Source organism: Nonomuraea aurantiaca, from assembly GCF_020215705.1.
GTDB classification, from domain to species: Bacteria; Actinomycetota; Actinomycetes; order Streptosporangiales; family Streptosporangiaceae; genus Nonomuraea; species Nonomuraea aurantiaca.
Genome location: NZ_JAIWNB010000111.1, coordinates 1 through 1458, shown reverse-complemented (window position 1 = coordinate 1458; position 1458 = coordinate 1). Strand labels below are relative to the sequence as shown.

1 protein-coding gene is annotated in these 1458 nt (G+C 67.4%); it reads left to right on the top strand.

All coding sequences use genetic code 11. The features are described 5' to 3' along the window. Positions 1-50 precede the first annotated feature (50 nt). Entirely contained in the window at positions 51-1451 is a 1401-nt protein-coding gene (locus LDL49_RS56375) for an IS30 family transposase (RefSeq protein ID WP_225303186.1), read from the top strand. Positions 1452-1458 lie beyond the last annotated feature (7 nt).

Genomic DNA, 1458 nt, shown 5'->3' with positions numbered 1-1458 from the left:
GGTGGATTCAACCGGTGCTCGCAACACTTCGCCGTTGGAGGTGTTGGTGAATGGGCCTGGGCAAGAAACAGCAGGCGGTCCGGTTGTACCGCGGTCAGATCCCCTCGCCGGGACGGCCGACCGTCGCCTGGGGTGAAGACCGCGTCCGGTTCTGGCAAGCGATCGCTCGAGGGTCGAGCTCGGAGGACGCCGCAGCGGAGATCGGCGTGTCGCCAGCGGTGGGGACGCGCTGGTTTCGTCAGGCTGGCGGGGTGGGACCATGCCTTGCCCCGACGGTGTCGGGCCGTTATCTGTCGTTCGCCGAGCGGGAAGAGATCGCGTTATGCCGTGCCCAGAAGGTCGGCGTGCGGGAGATCGCGCGGCGTCTGGGGCGGTCGCCGTCGACGATCTCCCGCGAGATCCGGCGCAACGCTTCGACGCGGACGTATGACGTGGAATATCGAGCGACGGTCGCGCAATGGCACGCCGAGCGCCGAGCCCGGCGGCCGAAGACAGCCAAACTGGCGGCCAACCAGCAGCTGCGCGAGTATGTGCAGGAGCGGCTGGCGGGAGAGGTCCGCCACCCGGACGGCACGCCGGTGGCGGGGCCGCAGACGGCGCCCTGGAAGGGACGGAACAAACCCCACCGTCAGGACCGCCGCTGGACGACATCGTGGAGCCCAGAACAGATCTCCCACCGGCTGAAGGTCGATTTCCCCGAGGACGACACCATGCGGATCTCACACGAGGCGATCTACCAGGCCCTGTTCATCCAAGGGCGAGGAGCGCTCAAGCGGGAGCTGGTCGCCTGCCTGCGCACCGGGCGTGCGCTGCGGGTGCCGCGAGCACGCGCCCGGCACAAGAGCGGCGGCCACGTGACCCCCGAGGTGCTGATCAGCGCCAGGCCCGCCGACGCCGAAGACCGCGCGGTCCCGGGCCACTGGGAAGGTGACCTCATCATCGGCACCGGCCGGTCGGCGATCGGCACCCTCGTGGAGCGCACGACACGGTTCACCCTGCTGTTGCACCTGCCCCGGATGGAGGGCTACGGCACTCAGAAACGCGTGAAGAACGGCCCAGCGCTGGCCGGCCGTGGCGCCGAAGCCGTAAGGGACGCGATCACCAAGGAGATCACCGGGCTGCCCGAGCAGCTACGCCGCTCGCTGACCTGGGACCGTGGAACGGAATTGGCGCAGCATGCTCAACTGCGCATCGACACCGGCTTGCTCGTCTACTTCGCCGACCCCCATAGCCCCTGGCAGCGTGGCACCAACGAAAACACCAACGGCCTGCTGCGCCAGTACTTCCCCAAGGGCACTGACCTGTCACGATGGAATGCCGAGGAGTTGGCGGCCGTAGCATTCGCGCTCAACACCAGGCCCCGAAAAACTCTCGGGTGGAAGACACCGGCAGAAGCCTTCAGCGATCATCTAAACTTACTGCTGAACAGCAGTGTTGCGACGACTCCTTGAACCCAAG

Excerpts from the sequence above, each read along its gene's own strand:
- LDL49_RS56375 (WP_225303186.1), top strand. The coding sequence starts at position 51 with ATGGGCCTGGGCAAGAAACAGCAGGCGGTCCGGTTGTACCGCGGTCAG.